General features: G+C 44.8%; 24 protein-coding genes and 3 tRNA genes. 5 read left to right on the forward strand and 22 right to left on the reverse strand.

The features are described 5' to 3' along the window. Positions 1 to 60 precede the first annotated feature (60 nt). The 8 genes from recD to AC0VYI_RS18340 all read right to left on the reverse strand — a co-directional run bounded on the left by recD (position 61) and on the right by AC0VYI_RS18340 (position 11,992). Complete coding sequence (gene recD / locus AC0VYI_RS18305) at positions 61 to 1,998, reverse strand: exodeoxyribonuclease V subunit alpha (RefSeq protein ID WP_475444686.1); 1,938 nt, start codon at positions 1,996 to 1,998, stop codon at positions 61 to 63. Further along, positions 1,985 to 5,758: an exodeoxyribonuclease V subunit beta gene (gene recB, locus AC0VYI_RS18310; RefSeq protein WP_475444687.1), complete on the reverse strand. Its 3,774-nt coding sequence runs from the start codon at positions 5,756 to 5,758 to the stop codon at positions 1,985 to 1,987. The genes recD and recB overlap by 14 nt, the downstream gene beginning before the upstream one ends. Beyond that, positions 5,653 to 9,048, reverse strand: a complete 3,396-nt coding sequence (gene recC, locus AC0VYI_RS18315) for an exodeoxyribonuclease V subunit gamma (RefSeq protein WP_475444688.1) — start codon at positions 9,046 to 9,048, stop codon at positions 5,653 to 5,655. Before recC ends, recB begins: the two co-directional genes overlap by 106 nt. Positions 9,049 to 9,657: 609 nt before the next feature. Further along, positions 9,658 to 10,842, reverse strand: coding sequence for a Shedu anti-phage system protein SduA domain-containing protein (locus tag AC0VYI_RS18320; protein ID WP_475444689.1), 1,185 nt, complete (start codon positions 10,840 to 10,842; stop codon positions 9,658 to 9,660). A 275-nt stretch (positions 10,843 to 11,117) separates the two neighbouring features. After that, entirely contained in the window at positions 11,118 to 11,420 is a 303-nt protein-coding gene (locus AC0VYI_RS18325) for a type II toxin-antitoxin system RelE/ParE family toxin (protein WP_475444690.1), read from the reverse strand. Continuing rightward, positions 11,410 to 11,664, reverse strand: a complete 255-nt coding sequence (locus AC0VYI_RS18330; RefSeq protein ID WP_067013994.1) for a type II toxin-antitoxin system ParD family antitoxin — start codon at positions 11,662 to 11,664, stop codon at positions 11,410 to 11,412. The genes AC0VYI_RS18325 and AC0VYI_RS18330 overlap by 11 nt, the downstream gene beginning before the upstream one ends. Positions 11,665 to 11,794: 130 nt before the next feature. Further along, positions 11,795 to 11,870: transfer RNA gene (locus AC0VYI_RS18335), tRNA-Ala, on the reverse strand. Positions 11,871 to 11,916: 46 nt separating this feature from the next. Continuing rightward, a tRNA-Ala gene (locus AC0VYI_RS18340) sits at positions 11,917 to 11,992 on the reverse strand. Positions 11,993 to 12,350: 358 nt separating this feature from the next. Between AC0VYI_RS18340 and AC0VYI_RS18345 the strand changes: the two genes are divergently transcribed. Both AC0VYI_RS18345 and AC0VYI_RS18350 read left to right on the forward strand, forming a co-directional pair. Continuing rightward, positions 12,351 to 13,592, forward strand: coding sequence for an EAL and HDOD domain-containing protein (locus tag AC0VYI_RS18345; RefSeq protein ID WP_475444691.1), 1,242 nt, complete (start codon positions 12,351 to 12,353; stop codon positions 13,590 to 13,592). A 66-nt stretch (positions 13,593 to 13,658) separates the two neighbouring features. Continuing rightward, a tRNA-Leu gene (locus AC0VYI_RS18350) sits at positions 13,659 to 13,743 on the forward strand. 94 nt (positions 13,744 to 13,837) lie between these two features. Here AC0VYI_RS18350 and AC0VYI_RS18355 read toward each other — a convergent pair. From AC0VYI_RS18355 to AC0VYI_RS18370, 4 genes are all read right to left on the reverse strand, one after another. Beyond that, entirely contained in the window at positions 13,838 to 14,287 is a 450-nt protein-coding gene (locus AC0VYI_RS18355) for an acyl-CoA thioesterase (RefSeq protein WP_067013990.1), read from the reverse strand. Positions 14,288 to 14,445: 158 nt separating this feature from the next. Continuing rightward, complete coding sequence (locus tag AC0VYI_RS18360) at positions 14,446 to 14,955, reverse strand: DUF4156 domain-containing protein (RefSeq protein WP_475444692.1); 510 nt, start codon at positions 14,953 to 14,955, stop codon at positions 14,446 to 14,448. Positions 14,956 to 15,173: 218 nt separating this feature from the next. Then, entirely contained in the window at positions 15,174 to 16,793 is a 1,620-nt protein-coding gene (locus AC0VYI_RS18365; protein ID WP_475444694.1) for a methyl-accepting chemotaxis protein, read from the reverse strand. A gap of 142 nt (positions 16,794 to 16,935) precedes the next feature. Then, positions 16,936 to 18,084, reverse strand: coding sequence for an EAL domain-containing protein (locus tag AC0VYI_RS18370; RefSeq protein ID WP_475444695.1), 1,149 nt, complete (start codon positions 18,082 to 18,084; stop codon positions 16,936 to 16,938). A gap of 162 nt (positions 18,085 to 18,246) precedes the next feature. On the opposite strand from AC0VYI_RS18370, the gene AC0VYI_RS18375 reads away from it, so the two are divergent. Further along, positions 18,247 to 18,645, forward strand: coding sequence for a helix-turn-helix domain-containing protein (locus AC0VYI_RS18375; protein ID WP_067013982.1), 399 nt, complete (start codon positions 18,247 to 18,249; stop codon positions 18,643 to 18,645). Positions 18,646 to 18,842: 197 nt separating this feature from the next. Here the strand turns inward: AC0VYI_RS18375 and AC0VYI_RS18380 are convergent, their stop codons facing one another. From AC0VYI_RS18380 to AC0VYI_RS18405, 6 genes are all read right to left on the reverse strand, one after another. Continuing rightward, on the reverse strand, positions 18,843 to 19,142 hold the full coding sequence (locus tag AC0VYI_RS18380) for a hypothetical protein (RefSeq protein WP_067013980.1): 300 nt from the start codon (positions 19,140 to 19,142) through the stop codon (positions 18,843 to 18,845). Between the two features lie 423 nt (positions 19,143 to 19,565). Further along, the gene (locus AC0VYI_RS18385) at positions 19,566 to 19,745 is read right to left on the reverse strand and encodes a type II toxin-antitoxin system RelE/ParE family toxin (RefSeq protein WP_475444697.1); all 180 of its coding nucleotides are present in this window, start codon (positions 19,743 to 19,745) and stop codon (positions 19,566 to 19,568) included. A 317-nt stretch (positions 19,746 to 20,062) separates the two neighbouring features. Further along, on the reverse strand, positions 20,063 to 20,239 hold the full coding sequence (locus tag AC0VYI_RS18390) for a hypothetical protein (protein WP_175365272.1): 177 nt from the start codon (positions 20,237 to 20,239) through the stop codon (positions 20,063 to 20,065). Beyond that, positions 20,232 to 20,657 (reverse strand): Tse2 family ADP-ribosyltransferase toxin, encoded by a 426-nt coding sequence (locus AC0VYI_RS18395; protein WP_475444699.1) that lies wholly within the window; start codon positions 20,655 to 20,657, stop codon positions 20,232 to 20,234. Before AC0VYI_RS18395 ends, AC0VYI_RS18390 begins: the two co-directional genes overlap by 8 nt. Positions 20,658 to 20,766: 109 nt before the next feature. Then, positions 20,767 to 20,973: a hypothetical protein gene (locus AC0VYI_RS18400; protein ID WP_475444701.1), complete on the reverse strand. Its 207-nt coding sequence runs from the start codon at positions 20,971 to 20,973 to the stop codon at positions 20,767 to 20,769. A 145-nt stretch (positions 20,974 to 21,118) separates the two neighbouring features. Continuing rightward, positions 21,119 to 21,757, reverse strand: a complete 639-nt coding sequence (locus tag AC0VYI_RS18405; protein ID WP_475444702.1) for a hypothetical protein — start codon at positions 21,755 to 21,757, stop codon at positions 21,119 to 21,121. A gap of 225 nt (positions 21,758 to 21,982) precedes the next feature. Here AC0VYI_RS18405 and istA point away from each other — a divergent pair, with 225 nt between their 5' ends. After that, a complete protein-coding gene (gene istA, locus AC0VYI_RS18410; RefSeq protein ID WP_475443430.1) occupies positions 21,983 to 23,515 on the forward strand; it encodes an IS21 family transposase in 1,533 nt (510 codons plus the stop codon). A 9-nt stretch (positions 23,516 to 23,524) separates the two neighbouring features. Further along, positions 23,525 to 24,265 carry an IS21-like element helper ATPase IstB gene (istB, locus tag AC0VYI_RS18415; RefSeq protein ID WP_475443432.1) on the forward strand — a complete coding sequence of 247 codons (741 nt, stop codon included), beginning with the start codon at positions 23,525 to 23,527 and terminating at the stop codon, positions 24,263 to 24,265. 196 nt (positions 24,266 to 24,461) lie between these two features. On the opposite strand, the gene AC0VYI_RS18420 is transcribed toward istB, so the two are convergent. The 4 genes from AC0VYI_RS18420 to AC0VYI_RS18435 form a co-directional block, all read right to left on the reverse strand. Next, a complete protein-coding gene (locus AC0VYI_RS18420; protein WP_475444703.1) occupies positions 24,462 to 24,683 on the reverse strand; it encodes a hypothetical protein in 222 nt (73 codons plus the stop codon). Positions 24,684 to 24,829: 146 nt separating this feature from the next. Further along, on the reverse strand, positions 24,830 to 24,970 hold the full coding sequence (locus AC0VYI_RS18425) for a hypothetical protein (protein WP_175384061.1): 141 nt from the start codon (positions 24,968 to 24,970) through the stop codon (positions 24,830 to 24,832). Next, complete coding sequence (locus tag AC0VYI_RS18430; protein ID WP_067341489.1) at positions 24,954 to 25,154, reverse strand: hypothetical protein; 201 nt, start codon at positions 25,152 to 25,154, stop codon at positions 24,954 to 24,956. The genes AC0VYI_RS18425 and AC0VYI_RS18430 overlap by 17 nt, the downstream gene beginning before the upstream one ends. Continuing rightward, on the reverse strand, positions 25,154 to 25,678 hold the full coding sequence (locus AC0VYI_RS18435; RefSeq protein ID WP_475444704.1) for a hypothetical protein: 525 nt from the start codon (positions 25,676 to 25,678) through the stop codon (positions 25,154 to 25,156). The genes AC0VYI_RS18430 and AC0VYI_RS18435 overlap by 1 nt, the downstream gene beginning before the upstream one ends. Positions 25,679 to 26,203 lie beyond the last annotated feature (525 nt).

The raw sequence follows: 26,203 nt of genomic DNA on the forward strand, positions 1-26,203 counted from the left end.
CGGTTATACACGCCTAAAACCGAGGACATTAACCAGATAATGGAGTTGTTTTTTCCAATATCAAGCATGCGACCAAAGTTCTTCTGGCAATCCAGAGTTTCGCTCAATACGCGTTTGAGCCGCCGCCATCACTAGGCTGGCGGCGCCCCACAAGGAAAATTCTTTTCGCGCCCGAGTGATACCAGTGTAAATTAATTCTCGCGTTAAAACAGGAGAAGGTGTCATCGGTAATAAAAGCGAAACCCTTTCAAATTCAGACCCTTGCGATTTATGAACCGTCATGGCAAACACCACTTCAAATTCACTCAAACGACTCGGCAGCAACCCTGTAAAGGAGCCGTCCGGTTGCATAAACCAGACCCGTAATCGCTGAGACTCATCCGGCATGCACAAGCCGATGTCCCCATTAAACAGCCCTAAGACCGCATCGTTACGCGTGATCATCACCGCTTTTCCTGGGTACCAAACATGGGGATCTGGAACCCGACCTCGTTGATAAAAATATTGCTCAATATGCTTATTCACCAGTTCCACACCAAACTCCCCTTGACGTACGGCAGTGAGTACCTGATAAGAGGAAAACACCTTATACAAGCTCGCGATATCCTGTTTTTGTCGTACCGCCTCCCAGTAGGCATCATAACCTTTCGCTAAGGCCGCGATATTCGGCTTGGTTTGTCCTTCTTCTGGCACATGCCAGTGTACATCGGGGTAGTTGGCCTGTAAGCACGACAACACCCCTTTGACATCCCCCGAGTTCATCGACTTCGCCAACTTGCCAATGCCGCTATTCGCATCAAATCGGTAGCTTTTTCGCAACAAGGTCAATGCCCGACTGATTGGCGGTGCGGCAGGGTTTGCAAACTGACTGACATTCTCTGCGGTGAGTTGTGTCAAACGCGCCGCCCAATCTGGCTGAAAATAAGCAGTCTCGATTCCTAAGGACACATCCCCCAAAACGCTCCCCGCTTCGACCGATGCCAACTGATCTTTATCACCTAGTAGAATTAATCTGGCATGGGTTGGCATGGCATCGATCAATTTTGCCATCATAGGCAAATCCACCATGGAGACTTCGTCCACCAGCAATACATCCAAATGCAGAGGGTTTTCTTTATGATGCTTAAAGCGACTGCGGCCAAAATCGCTGCCTAACAAACGATGCAAGGTACTGGCTTGCTCAGGAATCGCCTGTTTTATCTCATGGCTTAATGGCAAGTTCGCTTTAGCGTTAGAGATGGACTCCGTCAGGCGTGCTGCGGCTTTCCCGGTAGGCGCAGCCAATTCAATTCGTAGCGGCTTATCTTGCGCCGCCGACTGAGCCACTAACAGGGCCAATAATTTTGTGACCGTAGTTGTTTTCCCCGTCCCTGGTCCACCACTGATCACAGAAAAGGGCAAACTGGCGGCGTTCGCAACAGCAACCTTTTGCCAATTCACCTCAGCGCTTTTCTCGGGAAACAATTGCTCAATCAGTAAGGCATCGGGCTCAAACGGCTCCGCATTGGACTGTCGTTGTAAATACGCTAATACCTGTTGTTCATACTGAAAGTAACGGTACAAGTACAAACGAGTACCCGCGAGCACCATGGGGCATTCCGCCCCTTCAGGCACAGAGCCTTTGGTTGATGTCGCAATTAACGCGCTCGACGATAAGGCCTGACACCAAGACGCGAGTGATAGCACATTACATTGCGCTAACTCAGCCTGTAGCTGTCCTGAGGTGATGCCCTCTGGTGGCTTTTTCCAAACCTTCGCCAGATCAATACAAATATGTCCTGCCCCTAAAAACGCACTGCATAAAGCCCCAGCAACCAGTAACGGATACTGATCTTCCCCCGCATGTCGTGCCAGCTGTTCTATCCATTGACGATCGATGGGGCGCAAGACGCCATGCTCTTGCCACAGAGCCAAACCAAGCGTTTGCGGCACATCTTGCTCAGCACTTGTCGTCTCATCCAATGACGCCAATAGGTCTAACTGGTTAAAAGAGTCCAAGCTGCCCCTCCTCTTTTGTCGCTGGTTTACTGAATAACACATCCAGTTCGTCAACATGCTCTCGCGTTAACCGCGTTGTAAAAATGCCAGTATTCGAGCCAGGCGTCATGCCTCGTAAAAACAGATAGACCACCCCACCAATGTGAGTGTCATAATCGTAATTGGGTAAACGCTGTTTCAGTAAACGATGCAAAGCCAAAGTATAAAGCTGATACTGTAAGTCGTAACGATGCTCGGCAATGGCATGCTCCAAGGCATTTGCATCGTAATCGGTGAAGGCATCACCAAGATGATTCGATTTATAGTCCAGCACGTAGTAACGCCCCTGCCATTCGAATAACAGGTCAATAAAGCCTTTTAGCATGCCTTTTAGGGGACGATCCTGAATGCTCGGCGCCGACTGAGAAACCCGATCATAACGTCGCGCAATCCGATCCAATTGCAAAGCATTCATACCGCTGACGGGCATAAAAAACTCCATCTCTTTACGACACTGTTTTGGCGTTAAATGGCCAAGGCTCACGCCTGGCATTAGCTCAGTGTTAACCATGTCAGATAGCCAGTCCATCAACACCGCTTGCCATTCTCCGAAACCTTGGCGCTGAAAATAGTCCGCCATCAAACCTTGGTAGGTCACTTTCAGCAGGTCTTTAAAACTCGGGGTGGAGATCACCTCATGAAGAGCTTTGCCTTCTAGCGTATCGTGTAAAAAGGTCCCTGGTTGGGCGCCACGGGGAAAACTAAAGCGGTTTTGCACAGGTTCAACTGGCTCATCGGCAATGAGTAAATCCTCTTCAAACACATCGCTTAAGCGGGCCATTTCATCCAAACCGGGTAAACTTTCATCGTGCTGCTCTTTTGCCTCCACCACCAAGGAAGAGTAACTGCCCACCCACCAATCACGCTCAATGCGACCACGAAACTCACGGGCATGGGGGCCACTAACCTCCGCTTGAAGCATTTCAAAACGCGGCAACTCTGGCGCGTCATCCGGTAAAGTCACTAGGGCCATTTGCGCTTGATCTGCTTGGCTCCCTTGATGTTCTTGGGATTCTTGAGAGAAGCTCGTGCATAAACGCTCTAGGGTCAATCGCAAATCCCCCGCCGCCAACGGCTCCCCCTCACACAATAAGGCTCCGACACCGCTCAAATGCACATCGCAAATTGCTTCTCGCTTTTGCGTCGCACCCTTACCGACCTCCATTGCCCCAATAAAACACGCTTCTTTAGATCGCGTCAGCGCCACATAAGCCAAACGAATCTCTGCCGCATACAACTCGGCTTTATGGCGCTCGCTTTCCCCTTCATCAGGGTCAATGGAAATCCACAATTGTTGCTGATCATCGTGGTAGAGCGCTGACTTGCCTCTGTCTTGAAATGGCGTTAATGCAAAGGGCAAATAGACAATCGGGTATTCCAAGCCCTTACTCTTATGGATGGTGACAATACGCACCAGCTCCGCATCAGTTTCAAGGCGAATTTTCTGCTCATCGCTGTCCCCATTCGGGTTTTGAATCGACAGACGTAAATAACGCAATACTCCTTCTTTGGAATCCAGTTCGAGGGATTTTTGTTGCAGTTTTTCCGTCAGATGCAAAAAGTCCGTTAAACGCCGCTCGCCTCCCACTTGCTCCAACATGGTCGGTGCGAGGTCCACGTCTTGCATAAACTCTCGCAACATCGGCAGCAATCCTTGCTTATCCCAAATCTCTAAATACGCTTGAAAAGATTGCACCCACTTTTCGTACACCACATCGTCGTGATTAAGGGTATCCAACGCCTCTAAACTCCAACGAACCAAGCCCGTCGCCAAAGCCGAGCGCATTTTCATTTCTTGTCCATTGGAAAGTATCGCCGTTAGCACGATCAATAGCTCCCGCGCTTCCACAGTATCAAACACCGAGCCTTTATCACTTAAATAAACACTGGGGATGCCTCGACGGCGCAACGCTTCTTTCAAGGCATTGGCTTGATTAAAATTTGTCACCAAAAGCGCCACATCTTTTGGCCGTAACCCTTGGTCACCAATCCGTGTTTGCTGACTTTGCCCTTCAAGCAACAACCCATGCAAATGGGCCGCACAGGATTCCGCCATAATGGCACGATATTGCGCGCTGGATACTGGTTCGTCGCTATGCTGATATAAAAATTGCAACGCCGCTTGAGGCTGACCTTGGCGAATAAAGGTTCCCTTAATGCCCCGATCCTGAACTTGCACAAACGGAATGCCGTTTACTCGAAACGGCTCGTCTTGTGTGGAAAACAAGGCATTCACCGCTTGAATCATCGCCGCCGACGAGCGGTAATTGGTCGCCAAAGAATACACATTATCGACCCTTCTTTTGGCCGCCAAATAGGTATAGATATCCGCTCCCCGAAACGCATAAATAGCTTGTTTGGGATCACCAATCATAATCAAGCCAAGTCGGTTATCCTCTGGCGAAGCATCTTTATAAACACTTGAGAAAATCCGATATTGCACAGCGTCGGTATCTTGAAACTCATCAATCAGAGCAATCGGATACAAGTGGCGAATTCGCTCGGCCAGCTTGCCCGTAGTATCTTGCGCTAATGCCACATCCAACGAGGTCAGTAAGTCGGTAAACGTCAGCGATTGGGTACTACGCTTCCATTGCTGCATACGCTCTTTGGTTTTCTCCCACAACTGGGCGAGCAACACGGCTTTCAGCCGCCCAGACTCTGGGAAGATTTCTCGCAACTGCGCAACATCGCTGAAAAAAGCATGGGCTGGCAATGAACCATTTTTACTTAACCGCGTCGCATGTTCATGGGTATCAAACTTTTCTAGACATTTATCCAACTCAAAACGGGGAGAATGAGCCCATTGCGTCATGGCCTGAATGTCTTTAGATGGGTCTTTGCGCCAAAACGTCCGTTTAATGCCACTGTTTTCAAGCGCATTAATGATATCTTGGGACTGTTCGCGCCACATTCCCCGTACTCTTTCGATGGCCTCTTGGGCCGCCACTAAAGCCCCTTGCCAATCGTAATCAGGGGACACCAACTTGGCGTCAGGCTGGTTCTGCAATAGTGATAAATCTTTTTGTAACGCGTCTGGCGATGACCAAATGGGCTTAATTAACGCCGCCTTGTCATCATCCAGTGGGTAAAACTCACTGCGCCATACATCTTTGACCGCCATAGAAAGGGGCGCTTGCTCGTCTGTTTCGATGGTTTGCTGAAACAACATGCGACTTTCAAAAGCATTCTGACTCAACATGCGCTGACAAAAACCGTGAATGGTAAACACCGCCGCCTCATCCATTTGTTTTTCAGCATAGAGCAGCTTTTCGATGGCATCGGCTTGCAGCGTAGGGCTCATTTGCTCGATCCAGTCTTTTAAAAAGCCATCGTTTGTCTCGTTTTGCATCAGAGCCTTACGGGCCGTTCGAATCCGCCCACGAATACGCGCTTTTAACTCGGCTGTGGCCGCTTCGGTAAAGGTCACCACCAGAATCTGATCCACTGTCAGAGGCTTAACTAAGTCCCCTTCCAGCCCGGTGGGCACCAACAAGCGTAAGTACAAATTGGCAATCGTGTAGGTTTTACCTGTCCCGGCGCTGGCTTCGATCAAACGCTTGCCATACAAAGGAAAGGTCAACGCATCTAACGCTTGCACAGACGGCATATCGCTCATTCCAGCCCCTCCAAATGACGGTGCATGGGCAACCAGACCTGTTCGCACAAATGCGTGAAGCGTTCTTTTTGATCCAGCAAAGAAGGGAAATAACGCTGCCAATAGGCATCATCCACTTCACTCTTGGTAAACGCACTGCTGCTTTCTTGGTAAAGCTTTACCGCTTGCTCCCAGGCGACTTGTTCGTCCTCCGCCGTTTTCAGGGCGCAGTAACTTTTACACCAAGCATCCGCTGTTTTGGCGGGCAAAGGAATGGGCTCACATAAACCTAACTGCAATAGCTCCAATAATGTATTCAGGTGCCCTGTCGCTTCAGCGGGAGACAGCATCATAAAGCCATACTGAGCGATTTTGCCCGTTTTAGATAAGTTAATCAGATGATGCTGTTTTGGTGTGCTCTGTGCGCACAACGCCAAATGTTCGATCCACGTTTGCATTTTCTGATTGGCGGTTAGATCACCAATTCGATAAGATAAACGTGTTGTCGGTGTCGCCAATTTCAGCCAACCTTGTAGCTCAAACGATCCCGTGCGCAAATTCACCTCAAGCGGTGCACAGTCTTCTAACGAGTAACCTCGTAATACATCAACCAATTGCTGGCACTGTTGGCGATAATGGGCCAAGGACAAGCGTCCAAACGCCCCATAGGGCAATACACCCGTTAATGGTAAGCGTTTAAAAAAAGTTTCTTCGTCGCCGTTGAGCATCGCTTCTAACATCTCGGATTGCAGCAAATACCCCGACAACCCTTCTAATGCAAAAGGCTCGTCTTCAAATTCCTCTTCCTCTTTGAGAGTTAAAAAGGCTTTGAGTCGTCTCTGGGTAAAATATCGAGCAGGATTGGCGATAAAACGTGATAACTCCTCCAATGGTAACTCAAGACGAGGTTGCTCCTGTGCAGCCAAAGGCGCTAAGGACAAAGGCTGACTCTCTTGGGCTCGATGCAACAACGCGGGCAGCCACTGTTCATTAAAGCTATAAAATCGTGAATGTTGGCTCCCATCATGGTAATAAAGAGCGTTAAACGGCTGCAACGGATGTTCAGTCACGAGTTTTTCTAAAAAGGCCGTTTGTGCCTCATCGGGAGGCAATAATTCATCCCCAGCAAACACGCAACTTTGTGTCATATATTCCAATAATTCACTCACGAGAATAGAAGGATTTTTCTCGCTGTTATCACGAATGCTTCTCCCAACATAACTTAGATAAAAACATTCACGGGCCGACATCAGCGCCTCAAGAAACAGATATTTATCGTCCTCACGACGACTTCGGTCACCACTGCGATAATCCCCTACCATCAAATCAAACCCCATAGGCGCCACACTGCGGGGGTAATCCCCCTCGTTCAAACCTAATACACAAATGACTTTAAATGGCACAGAGCGCATGGGCATCAAGGTACAAAAATTCACCCGCCCCGCCAAAAAGCGTTGTCCACCTTGTGCTTCTTGCAACATGGGGGACAAGACCTGACGGACCACTTGCTGCTCTAATCGCTCGGTAAAATAGGCATGCTGCCACTGCAATGTCAGTGTATCTAACTGTTTACTGAGCAAAGTAGGAAACGCATCATCCTCTTCCACCAAGAAGAAGCGTTCGCACAAATGATATAAGGTCTCTATCCATTCTTTGGGGGTGAGTGAGTCCATTAATCGACTTTGTGCCTCATTAATGGCCGCTAAAAACTCCGCCAACTTACCCGCAACAGACGCTTCTAATCCTTCAATATCGCCATAGCTTAAGGTATTTTCCCAAATATGATCGTGTCCCATGGCGTAGCCGAGTAGCATCCGCCGTACTCCATTCAGCCAAGTGTGGGACTCCTGACGAGGCAAATCATGACGCTCTGCCGTATGCTTATCCAAGCCCCAGCGAATGCCCACTTCTGTTGCCCATTGTCGTATGCGCTCCAGTTCATGGGCTTCTAATTCAAACCGTGCCAGAACCGCTGGTACTTCTAACACGCTGATTAATTCGGAAAGTGTAAAGCGACTTTCGCCTAAGCCAAGCAAATACAAATAGGCATCGACAATGGGGTTTTCCATGCCGCCCGCCTGGTCAATTAAGGCGAAAGGAATATGCTGGGCATGGCCTTTTCTATGGCCACTCTTTTTTTCACTACCAAAGACGGCCTTCACAAACGGGCTATAGGTATTCACGTCAGGCAACATGACGATAATGTCTTTCGGTGTCAGCGTCGGATCGCTTTCGAACATATCCAATAGCTGATCGTGCAGCACTTCCACTTCACGCAGCGGACTATGACAAACCTGAACTCGCACACTCTTATCGTCAGACGCAATCATATGGCGATAATCTGCGGTTTGTATATCGCGCTCCCGCTCCTCCTTCGATCCATGGTTTTCTAGGGTCAACACATCCTGCTGTACCCACTGTAATAAGCCACTTGTTTCGGCAGGTTCATCCGGTTGAGAGGATTGATAATCTTCGAAGACTTCCACCTCACCATCGGCGATGTCTTGTAACTGAGCGATGTAATCACGACCAAGGCGCCCCCAACTGGCGAGCAGTGGATTGGCCTCCAAGTGCAATGTATCGATACTCAACCCAGGCTTCAGGGTTTGGCGCTTAATCACCCGACCTATATAATGTTTATCCACCACGTCGCCCCAGTAAAAACGACAAGGGTTTTGCAGAAAGAGATGAATATCAATCCAACCGGATGACGCGAGCACGCGAAGCGACTCCAACGTATTCGGCGGCAACGAAGACACACCAAAGATAAAAATACGCGACGGCATGTCTTCTGGTCGCTGGCGAGAACTGGCCGCCTCCGCCAAGGCTTCAATCAAATTACCACGGTGATATAAGGACGTTCCGCGCTCCGCTACATCGGCCACCAAATCCCGCCATAAAATCGCTTGCCAAGGTTGCTGCTCAAAGATGGCTTTTAGCTTCGGATCTTGCGCTTCCCCGCCTTCCCAAGATTTGATCCAATCCGGACGATACACCAAATATTGGTCGTAAATATCCGCAATGCTACTGCACAACTGAAAACGACGTACTTGACTGTCGTCCTCTTCGAGATACCAACTAAGGGCCTGAAATTCCTCCTCAGCAAGACGTCGATCTAACAAACGCATCAAACGCCACACCAAAAAAGGCTTATTAAACTCACTTTGCTCGGGGATATCAGACAAAGTTTGCGCAAAACTTTGCCAAACAAAAGTAGAAGGTAAAGGAAAGGCAATGCCCGCCGCGATACTATGCTGCTCGGCTAAAAACATCTTCAACCACTGGGCCATGCCAGGGTTTTGCACAAGAATACGCTCATCCTCAAACGGATTGTCCGGGGGCGACAGCGCGAGAATCTTCGCCAGAAGCACCGCTAAATCTTCAAGACGGTTTCCGGTGTAAAGCTGGAACATGCACAAACCCTTTTTTCAGGAAATAACAGTCATTTAAGACAAACAACGAAGCGGACAGTATAGGAAAAATCGCCCAACCTTGCGCGCTTTAAAGCAGAAAATTGAGTGTCTATATGGATTGAAGAAACAGACAGAAATGGTGAAGACCAATTATTGCAAACTTTGACACAGGGGAAAGAGATGTTGAAGGACGCTTCTTTGGGCTACCACTCAAGTAAGACTCTTGGTCATAAATAAACAGCACAATACATAACAATAAACATTGCTGACTTTAAAGTGGAAAGGATTGGTGGAAGTTACGGAAATAGAAGAACACCAATTATTCCAAACCCTAGCCCACTGGGAAGAGATGCTAAAGGACACATCCTTGAGCGATGACGCTCATAAAGTAAAGGCCAAGAACAAGCGGAAAATGGAATGGTGAATTAGGCTGGAATGAACTGCTCAGGTTTGGCGCTTGTGTCATCTTGAGTAGCTCAACCTGTCGTCTTTCGGCCAATAGCGAACATTGAAACTAAATCTGTTACAGGCTCGTATAATATGTACTAGCTGATAACAATCATGATTAATCAAAACCATGTTTTTATCTGGCAAGAATTTTAGTCTTAATTAGACTGATCCTATATATAACTGCGTCAAAGTATCATAATCTATAATATCAACATTTGGATAACGTCTTTTAGACTGAGCTATTTCTTGATTGGACACATTATCTTCATTACCTACTACCAATATCAATCTTGGCTTATTCACTTTTATGCTATATTTTTTAAGAGCGTGATCTGCATTCTTCTCATAAGAAAAGTATTCTTCGTAATTTGCAAGTTGAGCAACACCTTCTTCTACATAGTCAATAAACCTTCTTCGACTTCTTTTGCCCTTTGTGATCCTTTTCTTTTTAAGTGCCGCTGTTTTTAGATCACAGATGTCATAGAATCCATCCTGCCTCATAAGCATTAAGTCAGGATTTATGGCGGTATCTTCACAGGTGCCATCATGTTCAATCCATTCTAAATAAGGTTCATATATAAAATATGTTGTGTTGAATGCTTTTTTTATGATTTCAGGATGTTCATTTAAAAAATTACCAATAGTGGTTTCATGTAATGCCGGAAACAAATACATGCTTTGCAACTGTCCAGAAACGATTAATTTTTCTTGATTTCCAATAGAAGTAACACGTATGTGTTTAATTTTATGTTTATTTGGCCCACCAGTGTAAGTTTCTAAAAGTTTTTGAGAATTCACTGATTTTTTAAAAATGTAAGCTCCTAAAATATTCTTACATCTATGAATGCCGCTGCTGCTATTCAAAAGAACACAGTTATTGAATGCGCATGACTTAAAACCATCTTGAAATGAAAAAATATTACCAGATTGAAATGATGAATTTAAACCATCCGGATAGAGATCAAGAAAAGGAAATCTATTTGTCATTTTATTCTTATCAGCGTTTAGAGCAAAACTTAGGCCACTAAAAAAACAGTCACCATTGAGATCAAACAAACCTTTTTCATCAATATTATTAAATTGACCTAGGTATCGAAAAATTGACCTTTCTTTACACTTTTTTATTTTGAGTTGTTTGAAGTCTTTTACTGCGCCAACCAATTCTACTACGTAATAATCAACACAATTGGTCATTATCAACATGGATGGAAAAATAACTACGTCATTTCCAGTGCCTATTTTCTTGTTACTGTACACCGTTCCCTTAGCTAATCCTTCGACAACATTAGCGTAATAGGTATTCCACAGTTTTCTTGTTTCAGTTGCAAATTGCTCAAAAATCATATCTTTTCAATCTGGTAATATTTTATGATTAGCTAGGTCGATATTTTACCTATGTCCGCTATGGGCCGTAAGCTGTTGTTTCAGCATAGTATAGTTACAAATCTTCCGCATAACTTATTGCACAGTTTTTTGCTCTTAAAACGCTAGGATTAGATATAGGTCACGATTTTCGTCTGGAAGTATGTAAAGGTAGTCGAGGGTTTGGGCTTCGGTGGCGTAGCCGAAGGCTTGCATGATGATGGTGCAGAGGCTTGTTTTTTTATGGGAATGGTCGCCTAGCTTAATATATGCTGTTGAATATCCATGGACTTATGCAGGATGCGGATAATGAAAATATCCTTTTCACGCTTTCTGTAAAAGATGATGTGGTGCTCATGCTCAAAACGGCGATACCCTGTTTTGATGTCATCGCAGGTACGTCCAAGGCTTGGACTGTCAGCCAATAAGATCACCGCGCGTTCAAGCCCTGTGTCGTAAATATCGGCCTGCTTTTGACCCCACGTCTGGGCGGTGTAGAGGTAAATATCAATCAGGTCTTGTGCGGCAAGCTTTGAGTAGGTGTAGGCTTTATTGACCATTCAGCTTGGCTTTCGCTTGGGCGATGATTTGGGCGTGAGTCAGAGTGCTTTCGCCGCTTTCTTCTCCAGCCTGTAAAGCTTGGCGCAAGTTTTCCAGTTTGGCTTGATATTCGGCCTCTTGCTCTTCCAACAAGCGCAACCCTGCACGTACAGCCTCGCTGGCGTTACGGTAGCGGCCTGTTTCTTTCAGATTTGCAATGAAGCTGGTGAAATGCTCACCTAAATCAATACTGGTCGTCGGCATAATACCCCCTCTATTTTCCCTTTAAAACTACTAATATTTGGTAACTCTGTCAATTTGATGGTTATTAAATAAACAGCACTTCACAACAAAAAACATAGCTGACTTTAAAGAAGAATGAAGTATAAAGGATTGGTGGAGCTAAGCGGGATCGAACCGCTGACCTCTTGCATGCCATGCAAGCGCTCTCCCAGCTGAGCTATAGCCCCGAATAGAATCGGATAAGGTATCCTGAGATGTTCTATGAAGAAAAGTTGGTGGAGATATGCGGGATCGAACCGCAGACCTCTTGCATGCCATGCAAGCGCTCTCCCAGCTGAGCTATACCCCCAAAAAACTGCGAAAGATTCTATTGATGACTTACCGCCCTGTCAATCATTTTAATACCTTAATAAACAAGATCTTGTCTTTTTTCCTCTTCGTGACCCCATAAAAGAATAAATCGTGCAACGACAGCCCTCTCGATTGCTGCATAGTATTTATCATGGTTTTATACTAATTGTGGATAAATCAACATCAGACATCAGTAAGGATGTATGTCTTAGGGCGACGCAGGATGCTAAAGCCAACTTTTCAGGTGGATAAAGGCATTTTGAGTCTATTGTAAACAAAGTGTTGGCCCGCACCGATTTCCTACTAATCAAATGGTGCAACAGCCTCTCTTCAAATGATGTAGTTTTAGAGAACCTATGAGCGAATTTTCAAGCACACTAGACGAGCTTATGATGGCCCAACAGCCTATTTTCAAAAGAAATAGAGAGATGTTTGGCTACGAGCTATTGTTTCGCGATGACACTCACACGACCCAAGCCAGCGATGGTCTACAGCCAACGGATGGTAACAGTGCCACCAGCCAAGTGTTGGTCAATTTATGCATCGGCATCAATCAGCTTGAAAGCCAGATTCGCATGCCTTTTTTTGTCAATATGACAACAGAGCTGATTCTATCAGACGCCTTCATTCCCATTGATCCCAACACGCTTTATATTGAAATTGTTGAGAATCAAGTGATCTCCGAGGACTTTATTGAGGCCGTCTCACGCTGGCGGCAGGCGGGTTATCGTTTCGCTCTGGATCATTATCAATTCAGTGAGGAATACGAAGCACTGCTTCCCTTTATCTCCGTCATTAAAATTGATGTGAAACTGACATCGCCTAATCTGTTTAGCGAGCAGATTAACCAACTCAAGGCAAGAGGGCTTATTTTATTGGCCGAAAAGATAGAAGACCAAAGTATGTTTGAGCTTTGCAAAGACATTGGCTTTGATCTCTTCCAAGGCTGTTTTTTGCAATCCCCTTCTCCTATCAAAGGCAAGAAAATCGATTCAACAACGCAAAGCGCTTTACGCCTAGTGACAGCGCTGCAAGATAAAGACATTAGCATCAATAAAGTAACCGAGTTGGTCGCCCAAAGTCCCAAATTGTCTTTTCAATTACTGCGTATTTTAAATAGCCCACTTTGCGGTATTAGCAAACGGGTTGAATCCATTAAGGATGCGGTGATTTTTCTTGGTTTAGTGCAAATCAAACGCTGGGCTTTGCTCATCACACTTGCTTCATCGTCATCAAGCTCAGAAGCATTAATGAAGATGCTATTAACACGGGGTCGTTGCTGTCAGATACTTGCTGAGCAAGATGAAAAAAGCCTGAGCGATACGGCGTTTATCACCGGTACCATGTCTGGCATTGACGCACTATATGGCATAGAAAAACATTTAATTTTAGAGCAGGTATCACTTGGCCAAGACATCATCGATGCGATTTTTGACCATAAAGGCAAGCTAGGTGAGTATCTAAAAATCACCTTGGGAATAGAAAATAATCAGGCATCTGTACCAGATACGGTCAGCAAAGAGAACAGAGCAAAATACAATCGAGCCTTTTTAGATGCGATGATTTGGTCAAACGATGTTCTAAGAGCAATTAGTTAAACTTTTTTCCATCTAAAGTGTTGACAGGGTTATAAAAAACCATAGAATACGCAACACCTTTTCAAGGCCAGTGTGGTGGAATTGGTAGACACGACGGATTCAAAATCCGTTGCCTTCGGGTGTGGCGGTTCGAGTCCGCCTACTGGTACCAACATAAAAAAAGCGCTTACTTCGGTAAGCGCTTTTTTTTCATTTCATGGTTCCAAAAGCTCGCTCTTTAGCTCAATTTCAAAACGAGCAGCACGCTAAATAATAACACCCAGCCCTTCTTCTCCTAGATGCTCAATCACATAGTCGGGCAAGTCTGCACGATCCGGTATCGGTGTTGGATTACCATGATCATCAATGGCTACAAATTTAAACATACCTTCCGTGACCTTTTCACGGACCCCAATACGCGAACGACGTACCCAAGATTCCACATGGATATTCATGGAAGTTCGACCGACTGACTCGACTCGGGTATATACGCCAAGCACATCCCCTACTTTGACAGGACGAATAAAGCTCATCTGATCTAACGCTACCGTCACCACTCGCGCCTGAGCACGCTGGCCGGCACAGATACCTGCCGCGGTGTCCATTTGCGAAACAACCCAACCACCAAAAATATCACCTGCCGGGTTTGTGTCCCCAGGCATGGCTACCGTTCGCGTTGTTAAACGCCCTTTAGCTTTCTCTTCTTTTTCCGACATAACACCCTCTCGACAGGCCTATTTGATTTTCTTATAGGTTAACACAAGACCACAAAAGGCCCAGTCTATTTATCGAATATCCAAAGGAAATATAGCGACTAATCAAACACAATAAATGCCTAATTACCGAAAATAGCAACATCTCATCAATTGCTTTACTAATTACTACCAGAAGCCGAGCCACTGGTGGCTGGATGGTTAGTGGCTGTATCCTTCTTCACTGAATCACCCTTTACTGCCCCCTTTTCAACAGGAAAATAAATTGCCTGTCCGGTTAACGCCGCCTCAGGCAAAGCAAAGCCAGAGCCTATCCCTGTACCAAAACCACCACTGCCCACAGATAACCCTAGGCCAACGCCCGTCCCTCTGAAGGAGGATTGCGTAACGCTTGTGATGATCACGCCATTGGCACCTATTTTCGCAGCCTGCTCTTTTAATTCGTTGATCGCTTTTTCTTTTCTTGAATCCGCTGAAAAGCCATTTTCACTGCTCGACTGCACTGTACCAAGCACCTCATAATCAAAACTGGGCTTTTCCTTAAACACAGTTACTTGATCTGCTTTGATGGCTGGACGCTTTTCCCCTGTCAGTTGATATGACCCCGAAGCACAACCTTGCAACACGAACGAAAAGACCACGACCCACAAGCATCTCATCCACATTATCATACCTAACGTCTCTCCTAATTATTCTGATGGCAACCAATACAGCAGCATGGCAATACACGACAATGACTCACTGAGTAAAGTTTGACAAGATTATCGCTTAAGGATCCCAAACAACAAATAAAATTTACGAGTCATAGACACAAGAAAACACCACAAAAAAACCACCCGTACAGGTGGTTTTCATCAAGTTGTCGAAACACCGCCCTATCGCGAACGCCTCATACTTTAAATTTTAATACCAGAGCGTTTAACTCGATTGCCAAGCGTGTTAACTCAGCCGCACTTGCACTCGTCTGGTTTGCACCCACGACGGTTTGTGCAGCCAAATCGCTAATCGCAGTGAGATTAGCGTCTATCTCTTTAGCCGCTTGCGATTGTTCCTCTGTGGCGCTGGCAACTAAATGGCTACTGTCGGTAATAGACATAATATGGGCGGTAATCTGTTCCAATACTTCAACTGCTTCTGCCACGACAATCTGAGCCTGGTTACTTTTTTGCCCCGTGCTATCCATTGAAGCAACCGCCTCACTCGCCGACGCTTGCACTTGATGCACCATGGTTTCAATTTCCTCCGTCGACTCTTGAGTACGATGGGCAAGGTTTCTAACCTCATCCGCCACCACAGCGAAACCACGACCGGCTTCACCTGCACGCGCCGCTTCAATGGCCGCATTCAGCGCTAATAAATTGGTCTGTTCTGCAATCGCACGTATCACGTCTAAAATTTTGCTAATTGAAGCAATCTGTTCGGCCAATTGGTTAATCACTCGAGAACTGACCTGCATTTCGTCGTTCATCTCAAGAATGACCGACGTCGTCTGTGCCACACGCTCTTTCCCTTCTACGGCCAGTTTTGTTGATTCAGCCGATACTTCAGATGCCTTGTGCGCCGTTCTCGCCACATCGTCCACTGCCGCGCTCATTTCTGTAATAGCGGCAGCGGCCTGTTGGATCTCATTATTCTGCAACATCAAACTATTCGATGAGTTTTCTGTCACACTGTTCAACTCTTCCGCAGCTGAAGAAAGTTGTCCAGAAGAGTCACCGATATGCACAATAGCCTCTCGCAAACTCCCTTGCATCGCTTGTATCGCACTACTCAAGCGAGTCAATTCATCATTACCTTGCACTGTGACGAGCTGAGTTAAATCCCCCTCAGCAATACTTTCAGCAGAATCAACCACCTCTTGTAGCGGCTTATTGATACTCTTAGGAATCACCAAGGCAATAGCAACGGCAATGGCAGCAGCAGCGGCAATAATAGTCACAATCAAGATAAAGCTATCGTTATATTCTTTGACGGATTTAAGCCTAGCTTGATCTGCTCCTTTATGGCTGGCGGACACCAGTACTTTCAGTAATTGAACCATATCATCGGCAGAGTGGTTCATATTAGGCAATAAATCTCCAATGGCCTCTTTTTGATCTTTCATTGCCAGCGCCACCACCTGATGTTGCGCTGTATAATAGTGATTTTGTTGCTCTTTAAATTGATCAAATAAACGTCTTTCGCGCTCTGAATGAAGTGTTTTCTCATAGTCCTCCTCAAAACCAGCGACACTTTCTTTTATCTTATTAATGCTCTCTAAGGTATTTTCTTTCTCCGTTTTATCCCCGTCACTTAATAGTCGAAAGGTAAATATCCTTACTCTCATCAATTCACTGTTTATATTCCCTAAGCTAATGATCGCTGGAACAACTTTCTCCTCTATTGTTTTTGAATTAGCACGTATCCCCTTCATAGAAGAAATTGCGATCAAACCTAAACACATTAGAAGAAAAATCATTAATAAAAAGGACATCATTAATCGCAATCTAATATTAAAATTTCTTAACATACCCATTCCTTTTAACTTATAGGGCTTTAAAAATTCATTAACGATAAATAACTATTTAATTTAAAAACACACAGAAAAATTAAAAGAAAATTTTCTTTTAACGAATAACAAGACAATATATAAAATAGCCTCTATGCAACCACTAACAGACTTTTTGACACAGCCATGTCTCTAACTTGCTCTTTGGTAATGGCGGGCAAAAGAAATACCCTTGTATCACCTCATATCCCATTTTCTTCAAGCAATCAAACTGTTCTTGGCTTTCAACTCCTTCAGCAATCGAGACAGCCCCTATTGCCTGACTGATGGCCAGGACGCTTTCCGTTAAATTTTTTGATGCTTTTTGGGGCAGCCCATTAACAAAAGCTCGATCCAACTTTAATTGTGAAACAGGCAATCGAAGCAGTCTTTTAAGATTAGAATAGCCCACACCAAAATCATCTATTGATATATCAATACCTATATCGTGAATGGCATTGACCATATCCGAAAAATAATCGATGGATCTTATTTTTTTATTTTCCGTCAATTCAATGACTAAACTACTAGGTAAAATAGCATTATCACTTAAAACAAAACGAATAATATTTTTTAGGTTAGGATAATCAAAACTAAAAGGGGAAAAATTGACTGCTACTCTAGGAATATTGATCTTTTGTTTTCGCCATTTTGCCAATTGCTGACAAGCATGACGCAGAACCCACAAATCTAATTCAGCGATAAATCCAAAATTTTCAGCAAGTGCAATAAAATCATCAGGTGCAACTTGACCAAATTCCTGACTATTCCACCTTGACAATACCTCAAGCCCATAGAGACTACCGTCCGATGCATTAATTTGCGGTTGGTAGTAGAGCTCTAATAAATCACGTTGCAAATCTGCGCTTAAGGCTTTAGCCATTAAATAGTCTGACGAAACCTTATCATCACCCAATTCGCCCGATCCCCTTCGAACTAACAGGCAGAAGTACGGCTGACCCAACAGGTGAAATGTCTCGACTGAGACACTCACTCGATAAGCCTCGCGACCACTAGACACCAGCATCAATTTGATTGTCTTTCCTGTGAAGCATTTGAACTCACTTAAGTGAAACACTCGCATGTCGAGTTCAAACCAGAAGTATTCCAGAAGTAAGGGCTTATCAATGGGTAAATGGGATAATAGAAACAGTTGTCTTGCTTTCTCATTACAAGAAACAATCAAATCATTACTATCCAACACAATTAAGCTATCATTCGACTCTTGAAGCTCTGGCGAATTAAGCTCAGCATTTAAATCATCCTTTTTCACAACCCAACCCTTCTATAGCATGCTTCAGAAGCCACAAGACACCACTGATCACTTGTCTTTAAGACATAAAGATTCACCAATATTGCCTAATAGGCAAATAGAGTCAAGCAAATTGCCCCATAGGTTTTGCCTTACAGGCAAAACAAAACGGATAATCTTGCCATGACGATTGGCCATGTTATAAAAATACTGCGAATTCAACGCAATATGACGCAAGAACAAGTTGCTCTGGAGGCTGATATGGCTACCAGCAATATTTCACGAATTGAAAAAGGGCAAAGGCAACCCTCGCAAAAAGCACTACTCAAACTCGCCAAAGCACTAAACACCACACCATCTATGCTGTACGCCGCATGCGAACAACCAATAGACGATATTTTTTTCTTTTTGGAAACAGAAGAGAATGAGGAGAAGACGGCAAAAAACATCAACCAGTTACTGCTTAACAATGACGCTCAAACCGTCCTAAAATTGTTCAGCGAACTCACACCAAACAATAAGTTTTTACTACTGGAACAGCTAAAAACCCTACACAAGTGGCAAGGTAAAATGGATAAGTAGCGCACTTTTAGCAAAGACACTCACCTCAAAGACAGGGGCAACTATCGTCCCATAACAACATAGCAGGGACTCTTCTAAAAGTGAAAGACGGAATCTAAAGATAGCTTTAGAAGCTGGCTGCACGCCAGCTTCATACAAAGAGAGTAGAGGCCGATGAAAAACCAATAGGCTTTCATCGGCAGCAAAATTCAAGAGGGTTAGCGGTAATAGTTATTCATGGAAAAATCGTCGTCCTGCTCTTCCATGTACCCAAGATCATCATCCGTATCTGCGAAAAATCCATCCTCATAGTCAGGCATACTATCTTCTTCATACTCATAGTCGAAGTCATCGCCCTCATAATCGTCGCCACCGTACCCATCATCTTCCTCATACTCATCATCCCAGGATGCGTATTTACCATCCCTTTCTTTTAATAAGCAATGACGAATAGCAGCCGCTTCACCATTAAATCGAGTATTTAATACAGTTGTTGAGAGTTCTTTAGGTAAATTCATCAGACAGCCCTCCATGTTAAGGCTTATCAAACAGACAAACTAAGATTAGCAAGGAATATTCCACTTGGTAAAATCAAATAAACCATATTTACATTCCAATAGTTTATAGTGATTATTTATAAAATAGCACATTCAGAAGATTGGTCAAACGCCCGTATAGAAAGGATTGAAGAGCATTTTCACCCGAACAAACCAAGGCACAACCCACTACAGAAGAGGCCTGCTTTATCAGCCATTGAATGCAAAAAAGCACCGCTAAGTGGTGCCCAAGTTCAAGATAAACATCACGGATGAATTCGCCTGAGTATAGAGGGTGTGCATACTCATTAGTGATAATCCTCATAGTTGAGAATGTAAGCATGACCATCAACAAACTCGACAGTAATACGCCAACTCCCGCTCACGGTAATAGACCCCCCCATTTCAATTGCCTTTTAAAGGGTGCAAGTTAAAACCGGGTAAATTGATATCCTCAATCTCTTGGGCGGTATCGATCGCAGCAAGCTGCATACGTATTTTGCGCTGATGCTTTGCTTGAATACCGGAAACGCTTCCTGTTTCGAAGTATTTCTTAAGGCCTTTGTGTTTGAATGTTTTGATCATAAAATGAGTGTAACGTGGCACGCATCAACAAAAGCCCACACTACGTGGGGCGTAACTGGGCGATTTGCTGTTGCTTATTTTTCTGAGAAAGTACGGATAGCTTGTACCATGTCGTTTAGGTCGCTGGCAGGGAGGACGACGGGGTTGCTTTCCAGTTTCATGGAGGTAACGATATTGTTGATGAGTCGCTTTCCTTGGAGGGAATAGCTCTCGGCTTCCTGCGCGGTGGTGTCGGCGGGAAGGTGTTTTTGCTCGTTGAGTTGTTTGGGGTCGATGAAGATGAGTCGATATTTTTCATATTAACCCCAAACTCTCATTTACACTTCAGGGTTTTCTGAAATTGTGTCTAGAATAGATTGATAAAACATCAAGTCGTTACTAATTTCTACGGCCTCATCACTGTCTGGATCAATTGTTTTTAGCTTTTCTAACAAGCCGTCCATACTCGCCTTAACCGACGCCCTAATTATGCGTAACTCCATTATATTAAACATTTTTTTCTCCTACTGTATCTTTGTATTCACTCACATGTATGGCGTACTCATTAGCCCAAGCCAATAGTGTTTTTTTCCAAATATCGACATGGATATCCTCCAAAGATCTTATAGAATAATGGCCTCTAAATTTTCCATTTGTTAAGTCTTTGGTTAAAGTAAATCCTGCTGGAAGTGGCGTATCTCCTGGTAGAACCCACCAGTCAGGACCAAACCTAAGGTTAGGCTCAGTGAACAAGCTTAAGCCACCGGATTTATGATCAATCATCTTCGTTTTAGGATTGATTTTCACATCATACACTTGGGTGTCATCGCGCGGTGGCATCGTTCTGAGGTAATCAAATTTAGGTTTTGTCCGAGCTCCTGCTCGAAATAAAGCAGTTGGAAGTTTTATAAAATACTCAACAGGTGTGTGCATCACTGATCTCCATATCAAATTTATTCAAGCCAAACACTATCTTTTCTTATTCAGATAATCAACCTAAAGCCCACACTTCAACAGGTGTGGGCTTTTTTATGTCCGTCGTTTATACGTCTAAAAAGGTGCGGTTGGCGTATTCTTTGATGCATTCGACGTTTTTATTGACCCAGTCGGGGGTGCGTAGCTGGGCGATTTGCTGTTGCTTATTTTTCTGGGAAAGTACGGATAGCTTGTACCATGTGTTTAGATCGCTGATGGGGAGGACGACGGGGTTGCTTTCCAGTTTCATGGAGGTAACGATGTTGTTGATCAATTACTTTCCTTGGAGGGAATAGCTCTCGGCTTCCAGCGCGGCGGTGTCGGCAGGAAGGTGTTTTTGCTCGTTGAGTTGTTTGGGGTCGATGAGTTGTTTGGGGTCGATGAAGGCTAGGCGCTATTTTTCATCTGCACCCAAACTACTAACTCTTATTTTTTCGCCCACACGCACCAACATATATTTTGTCGCCGAATTTCTGATCATATGTAAATATATCTGTAAGAGGCATCTTAATAAAATGTGTGATAGAGAGTGTAATTGACTCGTCTACAGAACTTGAGGCAGACAATACTTGATAATTTTTTTTGTCGGTCGACCTTACAAGTTCTTCTAGTTTTTTCTCTTTAACCTTTTTCCACAACGGCGAATTCTTATTTTCCTTGTGAATTACATTTCCTTGTGTCAAAAAAAGGAAAGAGATTTTGTTATCATCAAGTGCCCAAGAACCGGTTAAAACACTGTTATAAGAGAAAAGTGAACTCTCAGGGGTAGGGATGTCTGGGATAGGAAAATATATATCTGAAGAATCGCTGAAACTACCATCGCTCTTAATATCCATGCTGTCAGAAGACCAAAGATCCTGATCTCGATACATAGTTATACACTCCCATTCCCCAATTAACTGCTCTCTCGTCATATTCTCAGTCTTTTCAACCTTAGCATTCGCTTGTTGATTTGTCGTCGAACACCCTGAGATCATAGCTGCCCCAATTACAGCCAATAAAAAAGCATTTCTCATACTTTCCTCCGTGATAATAAATCCAAAAATTTTTAATTGCATATACCGGAGCAATCCGGACACCCATTCCGATATAACTCGGACACCCATTCCGTTTTTATCCGGACACCTATTACGCTCTAAACCGGACACTTTTTGGCTTTCCCCGGAATCCCTGTCCGGATTAGCGTAAACCCTGTCCGGATTCACCGGAATCCCTTCGTTTTCTCTTTTAAATCAATCGCTCACTACACTTGGTTACACCTAATACGTTGCCAGGAAGTGATCATGACCAGAAAGAGAACCTCAATGACCAATATTAAAGAGATTTTGCGTCTCAAACATGAGTGCCATTTATCCACGCGGCAGATTGCTTCTTGTTTGAATGTCGGCCGCTCTACCGTGTCCGATGTCCTGACTCGTTTCAAACAAAGTGACTATTATTGGCCCCTTGCCAGTGACGTTTCCGATACCGATCTGTCTAAAGCGCTGTATCAAGAAAAACCGGCTAATCGCCTGAAAGTGATGCCGGACTTTGCGTACTTTTTTATCGAACTCAAGCGCAAAGGGGCGACGAAGCAATTGTTGTGGGAAGAATATGTTGCCGAGCACCAAGAGCGCACTTATGGCTACAGCCAGTTCTGCGAGTACTTCCGTCGTTGGCTCGCCACACAAAAACGCAGTATGCGTCAACTCCATACCGCAGGTGACAAGTTATTCATTGATTATTGCGGACCGACTATCCCGATCGTCAATCCGGAAACGGGCGACGTTCGCCACTCACAAGTGTTTGTCGCCACACTGGGAGCGTCTAACTACACCTACGTTGAAGCCAGCGAAAGTCAAAAGCTGGAGCATTGGCTACAGTGTCACGCCAATGCGTTTGAACACTTCGGTGGCGTTCCCGCTTTATTGGTGCCAGACAACTTAAAAGCTGCCGTGACAAAAACAGATCGTTATGAGCCGAAACTCAACGACAGTTATCGTCAGTTAGCGCATCACTATCAAACCGCCATTATGCCGGCTCGTCCCTATAAACCCAAAGACAAAGCCAAGGCCGAAAATGCGGTTCTGATTGTCGAACGCTGGATCATGATGCGCCTTCGTCATCGCACCTTCCATACCCTAAGAGAGCTGAATAATGCGGTTCGAGAGCTGATGAACGCTCTGAACCAACGGCCGATGCAAAAGATTGGCGTGAGTCGCCAAGCCCTTTTTGACACCCTCGATAAACCCGCGTTGAAACCGTTACCGATGCAGAAGTATGTCTACACAGAACATAAACGCGCCAAAGTGGGACCGGATTACCACATTGAGTACGCAAAGCATTATTACTCGGTACCGCATCAGCTTGTGGGTCAATATGTGACGCTGGAAGCGACGTCGCAGATCATACAAATCTTCCATCAAGGTCAGCCCGTCTCGTCTCACCCAATCAGCCGAAAAGACTATGGTCTGAGCACCCACATGGAACATATGCCGAGCCATCATCAACATCAAAAATGGTCACCAGAACGCTTAATCGGATGGAGCAAGCAGATTGGTGTCGCCACCGAAAACGTCATCAAACAACAGATCCTGTCCAAAGCCCATCCAGCCCAAGCCACTCGTCGCTGTCTTGGCATACTGAGTCTCGCGCGCAAACATGGGGATGTCCGCCTAGAGCAAGCCTGTCAGGATGCCTTACTGGTCAACAAACCTTCTCTGCGCTTTATCCGAAATCTGCTCGATCATCATCGGGAAGGCACACTGTCTCTTCCTTCTGACTCGACACCCGACACCCCGCACAGCAATGTTCGCGGGCCACACTGCTACCACTAGGAGAACAACATGAATCACCTGACTGAACAACTCAAAATGCTGCGACTGAGTCATGCCGTTACCGCGTTAGAACAACAACGAGAACAGTTAACCACCTATGGAGAACTGGACTTCGAGCAACGTCTCACACTGCTCCTTGACAGTGAGCTGCTAGGCAGAAATCATGGCAAAATCGAACGGCTCAAACGACAAGCAAAACTGCGCGTAGAAGCCAGCGCCAGCCAACTACTCTACAAAGAAGGGCGTGGACTAAAGCGCATCCAACTAGGAGAACTGTTGACAGGAGGTTACCTGCAAAAGCATCAAAATATCCTCATCACAGGCCCAACGGGCGCGGGCAAAACCTATGTTGCCTGCGCCCTTGCCTCACAGGCGTGCGAGCAACTTTATAGCGTTCGCTATCTGCGCCTGAGTCGACTGCTGGATGACCTCAGCCTTGGCCGCTTAGACGGCACCTATCAAAAACAACTTGCCGCCCTCGCCAAAAAGCAGCTGCTGATACTCGATGACTGGGGGATGGAAAAACTCAGTGCCGATCATGCAGGCCATTTATTAGAGCTTTTAGAAGATCGTTACCAAACCAGCAGCACGATCATGATCAGTCAACTGCCAGTGAAAGAGTGGTACAACATGATAGGCAATGCCACGGTTGCGGACGCTTTACTGGACCGTTTAATCCACAACAGTCACCGCATAGAACTAGGAGGAGAATCGATGAGAAAACTGGCGCAATCCGGACACATGGAGTAAAACTAGAGACTGAGAAAATGAAGAGAAAAAGGTGTCCGGATTAAAACGGTACCGGTGTCCGGAATCAGCGGAATATGCATTAATTAGAAATTAACGATAAAAATCTAGTTTACTTAGCCTGTTAGTCTCAAACCTATCCCTTTACCCCATGGAAAACAACAACGAAAGCCCACTTTTCCTGGGCTTTTTTTGCTTGTTATTTGTAGTTAGGTATTGGCCAGTCGTCTAGGAAGGTGCGGTTGGCGTATTCCTTGATGCATTCGACGTTTTTATTGACCCAGTCGGGGGGGGGGGGGCGTAGTTGGGCGATTTGGGTTTGGTACATTCTAATGGCTTGCACCATGTCGTTTAGGTCGCTGGCGAGGAGGACGACGGGGTTGCTTTCCAGTTTCATGGAGGTAACGATGTTGTTGATCAATTACTTTCCTTGGAGGGAATAGCTCTCGACTTCCTGTACGGCGGTGTCGGCTGAGGGGGCGGGAAGGTGTTTTTGAACATATAGCTTTTTGAAGTAGATGAAGGTTAGTTGCCATTTCCATCTACTTCAAACCCTGAAAACCATACTTACTTTTTAAGCTTGGCTTTTTCTTGTGCAGCAAATTGTCTAGCTTTTATAAAGGCATCTTGCGGTGAGACCTCTCCAGACAATGGCTTTTTCTGTTTTTCATCTTCGGATAATGGCTTACTATTATTTATCGTTTTCATCATCTTCTCCACGAATTATCTTATCCATATCACCGGATACTAAGTCAGATGGTTCATCCTTTGATATCTCCTGATACTTTTTTAATTCCTTTTTTGCATTTTCTTTAATCTCTTCGAGCGTCCATCCTGAACGGTCTCGTTTTTCCCGTCTCGCCTTATCTATATCATTACATTCATAAGCCATTACAAGACCTCCCTACATAGATAATCACCACCTGATACATATCTATAACCGAACTTCTCGTAGTAGGATATAACCTCGTTATTAACAGGATGCATGATTCTTATTTGTTTTGCATTGAGCAAACGTGCATAGATACCATAAGCAACCAAAACGGAATCAAAAATACTTGGGCGATCGCCAAGATCTGACGGAGCAGCTTCGACTACATCCAGCCTTAGTGCCGTACCTTGGTAAGTTGGTCTTCCCATAGATAAGCCAATGAGATTACTTTTATCCCAAAGTGCAATTTCAAATCGCTTTGGATAACGGAAACGAAAACTATTATACCCTTCAATCCAATCCCAATCTTTTACTCTGGTTCTCGACTTTGTCCAAGACCTGAAAGCATCTAACGCTTGATCATCTATTTCAGACAACCTCATTGATTCTTTACCACTTCCTTGGACTATTTCTGTAGCAGCCGCTAATGCTTCTTTTCGGATTATCGAATATCTTCTTTCTGCATCTAAATGAGTAGCTAACACTTTCACCTCCTTGATAATTTTTCCTATAGAGCATCAATCAACCCCAAACATTACAAAATAATAGTCAGTAATCGAGTTCATATATTCATCACATGAATATCATTTGTGATAAAAGCCATATTGCTCATTGATACTAAAATGTTTTTAACGCCCTAACCAGAACAAAAAGTGTAAAAAAAGACTAAAGCCCACGTTCGGTGGGCTTTTGTGCTTGTTATTTGTACTTAGGTATTGGCCAGTCGTCTAGGAAGGTGCGGTTGGCGTATTCCTTGATGCATTCGACGTTTTTATTGACCCAGTCGGGGGTGCGTAGCTAGTCATCCCTGAATAATTCATTTCAGAAAACATATAATATGACAGGAAAAACTTACAATTTAACTCGAAGGAAAGAAAACACTGAAAGCCAGAAATGACGGGGGTTTGAAGGGGGTAAGAAAATTTAAAGCAAAAAAAAGCACCACAAAGTGGTGCCCGGGACCGGAATCATTTAGTTTTTTACTATCAATAAGTTAGGCTATTAGCGGT

The organism is Marinomonas sp. 63XJN7_9_ISO-PGPR-S23-217 (assembly GCF_056173515.1).

Bases quoted from the DNA above. Each gene is read 5' to 3' on its own strand.
- recC (WP_475444688.1), bottom strand. From the start codon at position 9,048: ATGTTCCAGCTTTACACCGGAAACCGTCTTGAAGATTTAGCGGTGCTT.
- AC0VYI_RS18320 (WP_475444689.1), bottom strand. From the start codon at position 10,842: ATGATTTTTGAGCAATTTGCAACTGAAACAAGAAAACTGTGGAATACC.
- AC0VYI_RS18325 (WP_475444690.1), bottom strand. From the start codon at position 11,420: ATGGTCAATAAAGCCTACACCTACTCAAAGCTTGCCGCACAAGACCTG.
- AC0VYI_RS18330 (WP_067013994.1), bottom strand. From the start codon at position 11,664: ATGCCGACGACCAGTATTGATTTAGGTGAGCATTTCACCAGCTTCATT.
- AC0VYI_RS18345 (WP_475444691.1), top strand. From the start codon at position 12,351: ATGAGCGAATTTTCAAGCACACTAGACGAGCTTATGATGGCCCAACAG.
- AC0VYI_RS18355 (WP_067013990.1), bottom strand. From the start codon at position 14,287: ATGTCGGAAAAAGAAGAGAAAGCTAAAGGGCGTTTAACAACGCGAACG.
- AC0VYI_RS18360 (WP_475444692.1), bottom strand. From the start codon at position 14,955: ATGATAATGTGGATGAGATGCTTGTGGGTCGTGGTCTTTTCGTTCGTG.
- AC0VYI_RS18365 (WP_475444694.1), bottom strand. From the start codon at position 16,793: ATGTTAAGAAATTTTAATATTAGATTGCGATTAATGATGTCCTTTTTA.
- AC0VYI_RS18375 (WP_067013982.1), top strand. From the start codon at position 18,247: ATGACGATTGGCCATGTTATAAAAATACTGCGAATTCAACGCAATATG.
- AC0VYI_RS18380 (WP_067013980.1), bottom strand. From the start codon at position 19,142: ATGAATTTACCTAAAGAACTCTCAACAACTGTATTAAATACTCGATTT.
- AC0VYI_RS18385 (WP_475444697.1), bottom strand. From the start codon at position 19,745: ATGATCAAAACATTCAAACACAAAGGCCTTAAGAAATACTTCGAAACA.
- AC0VYI_RS18390 (WP_175365272.1), bottom strand. From the start codon at position 20,239: ATGTTTAATATAATGGAGTTACGCATAATTAGGGCGTCGGTTAAGGCG.
- AC0VYI_RS18395 (WP_475444699.1), bottom strand. From the start codon at position 20,657: ATGCACACACCTGTTGAGTATTTTATAAAACTTCCAACTGCTTTATTT.
- AC0VYI_RS18405 (WP_475444702.1), bottom strand. From the start codon at position 21,757: ATGCAATTAAAAATTTTTGGATTTATTATCACGGAGGAAAGTATGAGA.
- istA (WP_475443430.1), top strand. From the start codon at position 21,983: ATGACCAGAAAGAGAACCTCAATGACCAATATTAAAGAGATTTTGCGT.
- istB (WP_475443432.1), top strand. From the start codon at position 23,525: ATGAATCACCTGACTGAACAACTCAAAATGCTGCGACTGAGTCATGCC.
- AC0VYI_RS18425 (WP_175384061.1), bottom strand. From the start codon at position 24,970: ATGAAAACGATAAATAATAGTAAGCCATTATCCGAAGATGAAAAACAG.
- AC0VYI_RS18430 (WP_067341489.1), bottom strand. From the start codon at position 25,154: ATGGCTTATGAATGTAATGATATAGATAAGGCGAGACGGGAAAAACGA.